This window comes from Corynebacterium sp. HMSC074C04 (assembly GCF_001838295.1).
GTDB lineage: Bacteria > Actinomycetota > Actinomycetes > Mycobacteriales > Mycobacteriaceae > Corynebacterium > Corynebacterium amycolatum.
Map to the genome: position 1 here is coordinate 779,378 of NZ_KV836272.1, position 8,340 is coordinate 787,717.

The 8,340-nt window shown below is 55.8% G+C and carries 6 protein-coding genes; all 6 read right to left on the reverse strand.

Features of this window, described 5'->3' with window-relative positions; genetic code table 11:
- Nucleotides 1-4 precede the first annotated feature (4 nt).
- A complete protein-coding gene (locus HMPREF3011_RS07810) occupies nt 5-805 on the reverse strand; it encodes an aminoacyl-tRNA hydrolase (protein WP_049181998.1) in 801 nt (266 codons plus the stop codon).
- Nucleotides 805-2,097, reverse strand: a complete 1,293-nt coding sequence (gene serB / locus HMPREF3011_RS07815) for a phosphoserine phosphatase SerB (RefSeq protein WP_070560941.1) — start codon at nt 2,095-2,097, stop codon at nt 805-807. Before serB ends, HMPREF3011_RS07810 begins: the two co-directional genes overlap by 1 nt.
- Before the next feature lie 282 nt (nt 2,098-2,379).
- Nucleotides 2,380-4,080, reverse strand: a complete 1,701-nt coding sequence (gene ctaD / locus HMPREF3011_RS07820; protein ID WP_005511131.1) for an aa3-type cytochrome oxidase subunit I — start codon at nt 4,078-4,080, stop codon at nt 2,380-2,382.
- A 328-nt stretch (nt 4,081-4,408) separates the two neighbouring features.
- Complete coding sequence (gene nrdF / locus HMPREF3011_RS07825) at nt 4,409-5,425, reverse strand: class 1b ribonucleoside-diphosphate reductase subunit beta (protein ID WP_016422253.1); 1,017 nt, start codon at nt 5,423-5,425, stop codon at nt 4,409-4,411.
- Nucleotides 5,426-5,764: 339 nt separating this feature from the next.
- Nucleotides 5,765-7,210 (reverse strand): MFS transporter, encoded by a 1,446-nt coding sequence (locus tag HMPREF3011_RS07830; RefSeq protein ID WP_083327071.1) that lies wholly within the window; start codon nt 7,208-7,210, stop codon nt 5,765-5,767.
- Between the two features lie 50 nt (nt 7,211-7,260).
- Nucleotides 7,261-7,986, reverse strand: a complete 726-nt coding sequence (gene deoD / locus HMPREF3011_RS07835) for a purine-nucleoside phosphorylase (protein ID WP_038627983.1) — start codon at nt 7,984-7,986, stop codon at nt 7,261-7,263.
- Nucleotides 7,987-8,340: the final 354 nt, after the last annotated feature.

The following is an 8,340-nucleotide window of genomic DNA, read 5'->3' on the forward strand; positions in this document are numbered from 1 at the left end:
TCCGCTACTGCCCCTGTGCCCCTGGCGTGACCGACACGGTGATTGATCCAGGGGCAATCTCTGTAAACCCAGCATCCTGAACTTCTACAGCACGTAGCTCTGGCGCTGGCCACAGCTCCCGCGGTGTTTCTTTCACATCTAACGCGTAGCCAGTTTGCGCCCACGCCCACGCTTCCTCAACCGACAGGCTGGCCGCATAGAGCATTGAGCCGTGTCCAACTTGCGCGGCCACCTTTCCTACGGACATATTCAGGTTCTTGTCCACCCAAATCACTGGCGGAGCAAAGGTGTCAGCACTCCCACGGTTGCCCGAGTCGTCGGGAGATGTGGTCTCCGGGTCGTCGTAAGGCAAATCGGTGCCGGAAATTTGTAGTTTGGCAATCTCTGGGTAGGTATCGTCGACAGGAGTTGGCACTAGTGCGCGAGCTTGCGCGCCGTCGACATCTACGGTGACACCCGGTGCAAGCTGAGCGCGTTGCCAGCCGATATTGCGAGCGCGACGTGTGAGCTTGCGGATGCGCGCGCCGTACCAAGACACCAGACCTTGTTGATAGGCCGAAGTGTCATCGCCTGCGCGCTCGTCGAGGCAACAAGCAACAACAGCCATCGCGGCGGCGCGGAGCAGCGCAGTGCGCGAGGGGCGTTCCTTCTTCGGCACCTCAAGCACAATAGCCATTGCCCACGGCACATCCTCGCCATGGTCCTCCCTATCGGGTTGCGGCAGGAGGCTATGGGCAATGCGGAACCATTCCGGCACCGATGATGCGTCCGTGACAGCGGGATTCTTGTGATCCTGGCGTCGCACTACTGCTCCAACGGCACGCGGCGGAAGGTGCCATCTTCGCGGTCGGCATCGTCGATTTCATCGCGGGAAATACCCAACATGAACAGAATCGAGTCCATGAATGGAACGTTGACCGACGTGTCAGCGATTTCCTTCAGCGCCGGCTTCGCGTTGAAAGCAATACCGAGGCCCGCGACTGACAACATATCGATGTCATTGGCGCCATCGCCGACAGCGACGGTCTGGTGCATCTGAAGCCCAGACTCCGCGGCGAACGCCTTAAGACTGCGGGCCTTTTCCTGCCTATCGACGACACCGCCGACCACGCGACCAGTCAGCTTTCCGTCCTCAATCTCGAGGGTATTGGCCTTGTAAAAGTCCAGGCCGAGATCCTTTGCCAGTGGCTCCAGAATCTGGATAAATCCACCGGAGACGGCACCACACTTGTAACCGAGACGTTTCAGCGTGCGGATCGTAGTGCGGGCGCCAGGGGTCAGCTCGATGGAGTCGGTAACTTCCTCAAGGACGCTGACCGGCAGGCCTGCCAGAGCCTTAACTCGCTCGTGCAATGACTCAGCGAAGTCCAGTTCACCGCGCATAGCGCGCTCTGTAACCGCTGCAACCTCCGCCTCGCGACCAGCGTGGGCGGCCAGCATCTCAATGACCTCACCGGTAATCAAAGTGGAGTCCACATCGAAGCAAATCAAGCGTTTGGATCGGCGCTGCAAACCTGCGCGTTCAATTGCGATGTCAATGTCCTGGTCCTGTGCAAGCTCAGCCAGCGCCTTACGCAGCGGAATGCCCGCACCCGGCTTCGGGTCCGGAATAGAGACAAGCAGCTCCAGGCCAGTAACTGGGTAGTCGGCAATACCGCGAATGGAATCGATGTTTGCACCGTAATCTGCGAGAGTACGGCCGATACGGGAAATATCCTCAGCATTGACCGGATTGCCCAATACGACAAGTGCATGGGTAGATCCATCGCTGCGCTCAATCGGGGCATCAAGCTGAAAACTGACAGTCATGCCGTGAGGCTTCAGTGTTTCAATGAGCCCCTCACGCAGAACGCCGACCTTCTCTTCTGTAACGCCAACAAGCGCACCGAGACTCAAATTAGAGCGGAACACCGACTGCTCCACATCAAGAATCTGAACTCCGTGGGCCGCGAGCACACGGAAGAAGGCTGCCGAGACACCCGGGCGGTCTCGGCCAACGGCGGTAATAAGCACCGGAGCTAGTCCCGGTGCTAACGAAACCGACAAGGCATCGGTATCTGCGGACTGACTGGGAGAGGTAATTACCTGTTCATTCACCAATCCAGTATCGCATGAAGCCCCAGCAGAGTGCTCATCGCATTGCGGGATACCGCACTTCGGAGGGTGGCCAGTCACAGCCGTTAGCTGTCGCCCCCCCCTGCTCTCCGCTGCTCTCCCCTCCAGCTCCCTTGCTGCGCTCCCTGCCCCCCCCTTACTGCGCCTTCCCTAGGAAAGACTCTCAAAGACAAGACTACGGCCCCATCACGGAGATCCGTGATGGGGCCGTAGCTTCGCGTAGTTATTAACTCAGAGTTGCATCAGCCATGTAGCCACTAGCTCTTAGAGCTGGCGACCAACGTGGGCCTCTGCGCGCTGACGCTCAACCATGTGCGGGTAGTGCAGCTCGAACGCCGGGCGCTCCGAGCGGATGCGCGGCATCGAGGTGAAGTTGTGGCGCGGCGGCGGGCAAGAGGTAGCCCACTCGAGAGAGTTACCGTAACCCCACGGGTCATCAACAGTGACGACCTCACCGTAGCGCCAGGACTTGAAGACGTTCCAGACAAACGGGATAACAGACAGACCCAGGATGAACGCACCAACGGTGGAAATCATGTTCAGGGTGGTGAAACCGTCAGTCTCGAGGTAGTCGGCGTAACGACGCGGCATACCCTCGTTACCCAGCCAGTGCTGGACCAGGAAGGTCAGGTTAAAGCCGATGAAGGTCAGCCAGAAGTGAACCTTTGCCAGCTTCTCGTCGAGCATACGTCCGGTCATCTTCGGGAACCAGAAGTAAACGCCCGAGTAGGAAGCGAAGACCAGGGTACCGAACAGAGTGTAGTGGAAGTGTGCCACGACGAAGTAGGTGTCAGAGACGTGGAAGTCCAGCGGCGGGGATGCCAGCATAATACCGGTCAGACCACCGAACAGGAAGGTCACGATGAAGCCGAGAGCGAAGGTCATCGGGGCCTCGAAGGTCATGTGGCCACGCCACATCGTACCCATCCAGTTGATGAACTTAACACCGGTCGGGACCGAAATCAGGAAGGTCATGAACGAGAAGAACGGAAGCAGAACGCCACCGGTCACGAACATGTGGTGCGCCCACACAGCCATGGACAGACCTGCAATAGACAGGGTCGCGAAGACCATACCTGCGTAGCCGAACAGCGGCTTACGGGAGAAGACCGGAACAACCTCAGTAATGATGCCCACGAACGGCAACAGCAGAACGTAGACCTCTGGGTGACCGAAGAACCAGAACAGGTGCTGCCACAGCATGGCGCCACCGTTTGCCGGGTCGTAAATGTGACCGCCCAGCTTACGGTCGTACAGAACACCAAGAGCAGCTGCAGTCAGAATCGGGAAGATCAGCAGAGCCAGAATCGAGGTAACCAGGATGTTCCAGGTGAAGATTGGCATACGGAACATGGTCATGCCCGGTGCGCGGAGGCACAGGACAGTGGTGGTCATGTTAATAGCGGAAGCGATAGTACCGACACCACCGACACCGACACCGACAATCCACAAGTCAGAACCGACACCCGGGGAGTGAATCGGGTCAGACAGCGGAGAGTACATAGTCCAACCGAAGTCAGCAGCACCACCCGGAGTCAGAAAACCCGACAACATCAGAATGCCACCAATAGTTGTCAGCCAGAAGCCGAAGGCGTTCAGACGCGGGAAAGCCACGTCCGGAGCACCAATCTGAAGCGGCAGAATGTAGTTAGCAAAACCCCAAACAATCGGGGTACCGAACAGAAGCAGCATCACCGTGCCGTGCATGGTGAACATCTGGTTGAACTGCTCGTTAGAAAGGAACTGAAGTCCTGGGGCGAAGAGCTCAGCACGGATAAGCAGAGCCATCAGACCGCCGACAAAGAAGAACGAGAAGGACATAATGATGTACATAATGCCCAGCTTCTTGTGGTCGGTCGTGGTCAGCATTTCCCACGCCCAGCTGCCCTTACGCTCATGTCCGAACGGCTGCGGCCGTTCCGGCGCTACAACGCCATGATCTGGACGAGGCGCTACTGCAGTCATTCTTCCTCCTTACTACGCGAAGATTTCCTGTAACTCACTACAGGGATTTGAAGTTTTGTCCTTGTGAGAATAGTGCAGGTGAGTACGCGACGGCGAAACCACCTACCACTATGTGCCAGATTCTAGTCTGAACCTTGGAAAAAGTTAAGGCCAAGGAATTTTCCGGCCCACTTCCCCACTCAGCTAAGCACACTATTAGTTTCCTGAGAATTGTCTTAACCTGGGCTAACGCCTTTTTAGCAGGAACCGTCGAGGCTAGGGCTACTACCCCCGTGTGTGCTGTCACCAGAGTAGGGCTCGGTGCGGAATGTTCCCTACACCTGTGCTTTTAGAAGTCCCAGTCCTCATCCTCGGTTACTTCAGCCTTACCCATGACGTAGGAAGAACCGGAACCTGAGAAGAAGTCGTGGTTTTCGTCAGCATTCGGCGACAGAGCCGACAGGATTGACGGCGAAACTCGAGTCTCGTCGGCCGGGAACATACCCTCATAGCCCAAGTTGTTCAAAGCCTTGTTGCCGTTGTAACGCAGGAAACGCTTGACATCCTCGGTCCAGCCGAGTTCGTCGTACATCTCTTCGGTGTACTGAATCTCGTTGTCGTAGAGATCAAACATGAGATCGAAGGTGTAATCCTTCAGCTCGTCACGTTCAGCCTGGGTCAGACGCTCCAGGTTGCGCTGGTACTTGTAACCGATGTAGTAACCGTGAACTGCCTCATCACGAATAATCAGGCGAATAATGTCCGCGGTGTTGGTCAGCTTGGCATGGCTGGACCAGTACATCGGCAGGTAGAAACCCGAGTAGAACAGGAAGGACTCCAGCAAAGTGGAAGCGACCTTCTTCTTCTGCGGGTTATCGCCCTCGTAGTAATCGAGGATAATCTTGGCCTTCTTCTGCAGGTACTCATTCTCCTCGCCCCAACGGAACGCATCCTGAATCTCAGGGGTCGACGCCAGCGTCTGGAAAATCGACGAGTAGCTCTTTGCGTGCACCGATTCCATGAAGGCGATATTGGTGTATACAGCTTCCTCGTGCGGAGTCAGCGCATCCGGGATGAGCGATACTGCGCCAACTGTGCCCTGGATGGTGTCCAGCATGGTCAGACCAGTGAACACGCGCATCGTGGTGCGCTGCTCCAGTGCATTGAGTGTATTCCAGCTCTTGATGTCATTCGACAGCGGCACCTTTTCCGGCAACCAGAAGTTACCGGTCAGACGATCCCAAACCTCGAGATCCTTGTCATCAGGAATCGTGTTCCAGTCAATAGCCGCAACTGGGCATGCACGCGACTCTGGATTCTTCTCACGGTGGGCCGGAGTCGAGGGTGGGCAATCATCGAAACTCACGTGGAAACCTCTCCCTTTTTCATTGATCTTGCCGTTTCCCGAACACACCTTATATATAAGGAATGTCCTTCACTCTTTACGAGTTCGAAAACAGCGGCTGCAGCGGTGGCTATTCCAGCCTTGTCCCACTACAAAACGTCAGGCTCCCGATGAAAGGAGCCACTACCCTTAGCAGCTTACCCACACTGCCCTCTTTCAGCACACCACTGTTGGCTATCTCTCCAATGAACACCTTTTATTTGTGCCCCCTCTCCTCATGCACCCACGTCACACAAAGAAAAAGGCGCTTGACGACGCAATGTCCGTCGTCAAGCACCAGGTGCAAAATGTTGCGCGAACCTAGGCGTGAACCTTCTCGCGGTTTTCTGCGGTGTCGTTGATGAGGCGGTCGGAGATGACGTACACCAGCAAACCTACGACAGCCATGAGCGCGAGCAACCAAGCGATAGTAGCGGAGACCCCTTCTGCTTCAGACTGCGCGATGGAAAGGGCGCTGAAGAAGGCCGGCCGAGAATCAACAAGCATGGCCGTTAACGCAATGCCAACCGGGACGGCGATGTTGATAGTCAGATTATAGAAACCGATTGCGACACCAGACTTGGCCGCGGGAATGTTCTGCAGTGCGGTCGCGACCAACGGCGCATACATGAGCGCGAACCCTGATGGGAACAGAATCATGGACACGATAACCGTGGCAACACCGGCCCCCGGCAGCACTGCGGGAATGAGCAACGCCACGATAATGATGCTGATAGCTGCGACAATAGCCTGCCTCGAAGACAGGAACTTGGCAACCTTGCCGGACATTACACCGACGATGACCGCGCAGAGATAGCCCGGCGCGAGAATATAGGCAGCACCGTCGAGGTTAATGCCATAGAGCTCGTCGACCATATACGGCAATAGAATGGCCGAATACCCCAACTGGACCATGTAAACCACAAGCACAACAATCAGCGCGCAAACGTAGCGGGCATTGGTAAAGAACGACGGATTGACCACGGCGTTGTCGTATGTCCGGATGTGCGAGACAAAGAGCGCGACACCCAGCGCAGCAGCTGCCAGCCACCACCATTGGAACTGCTGCATAAACAGCATCAGCGCAGTGGCGATGACCGCGACGAGGAACAGGCCAGAGATATCCAGGTGACTCTTCTGCTGCTGCTCTTCCGGAACTGTCTTAATCAGGAACGGAATGGCAACTATCAGAATGAGCGAAATCAGGAACATAGCCGGCCAGGAAATGTAGGTAGCCACAATCCCCGAGGTCAACGTTCCAATCAGCAGCGCAGCTTGGAAGGCCGCGGTGGAAAAGCCGAGGTAGGTTTTCTGATCTTCTGGGCTTAGGTACTTGGTGACATAGATGACGTAGAGTGTCTCAGCCGCCGCCAGACCGGCAGTTTGAATAATGCGGGCAGTAAGCACCATTGGCCATACTCCCTGGAAGAAATAACCCAGTAGAGAGCCCACGGCGACAAAGCCAATACCGACAATCATCAATTTGCGGATACTGATGCTGTCCGCCAATGCGGCGTACACCACCGCTCCAATGCCAATCAAAATACCGGCGAGTGTCGCCTGCAGACTGGCCGTGGAGACACTGAGATCCAGAGATTCCGCAATCGGCTTGGTCATGAACTTAAAGCCATTGTCCAAGACCAAACAGAATACAAAGGAAAACAGCAAGACCGGGACTGCGGCCTTAGGGTTTGGCGCCGCAGCGTTGGACGCTGCGCTTTGAGAGAGATTCACGTTCAAGCTGGTATTACTGGCGGGATTGCTCATCGCACTGTACCTATTTCACACTTCAAGCCAATTGATTGCAGACCAGGACACTAGAGTCGAGCCAGCGGCAATGCGAGCTCCATCATCGTCGTGAAGGCCTTCTCACGTTCTTCCGGAGTGGTCTTTCCACCGGTGACGATGTTGTCCGACACAGTGAAGATTCCCATGGCCTCCACACCGGCCTCGGCGGCAGTGGCATAAAGGCCAGCAGATTCCATCTCCACCGCCAGCACACCCATGCGTGCCCAACGGTCGTTCACATCATCCTGGAAGTTGTAGAAAATATCGCTGGACAAGATGTTGCCGACGTGTGTTGTGATGCCCTGCTCGCGGGCGCGATCGCGAACATCTTCAATCAGACGGAAAGATGCGGACGGGGCGAACGTTCCCGGCAAGTTGTACTGCGATAGAAAATTGGAGTCAGTCGACGCCGTCTGGCCAATAACCACGTCATACAGGTCCAGCTCCGGCTGCAACGCGCCGCACGAACCGACGCGAATCAGCTTCTTGCAGCCGAAAACATGGATAAGTTCCCAGGAGTACAGCGAGATAGACGGAATACCCATACCGGACCCCATGACAGACACTTCCTGCCCCTGGTAGGTGCCGGTAAAACCCAGCATGTTGCGAACTTCGTTGAACTGAACGACATCGTCCAAATAGGTCTCCGCAATGAACTTCGCACGCAGCGGGTCACCTGGCAACAAAATAGTTTCTGCAATCGGCGCACCCTTTGGGTTGATGTGTGGAGTGCTCTTACCAGTGGTATCGGACATGGCTTCCAGCCCCTTCTCCCACTAGCCGTGGGTGAAAATTACGCGAACATTGGTGTACCACTGCGCAGGTTAATTACCTGCAGTACAACCGTCAATAGTAATATTTACATTTGTTCCCAATTGGGTGGAGTGACGAAAAAGGCGCGAGAACCTCCCGACAAAACTCGGGGAAATTCTCGCGCCTTCAATGCGCTACAGCTAAAGCATTAGATGCCTAGCCCTCAAACACGCTTGCTTAAAGCATGCAGGATACGCAGCCCTCAACCTCAGTACCCTCCAGCGCAACCTGACGCAGGCGGATGTAGTACAGAGTCTTAATACCCTTGCGCCATGCGTAAATCTGCGCACGGTTGA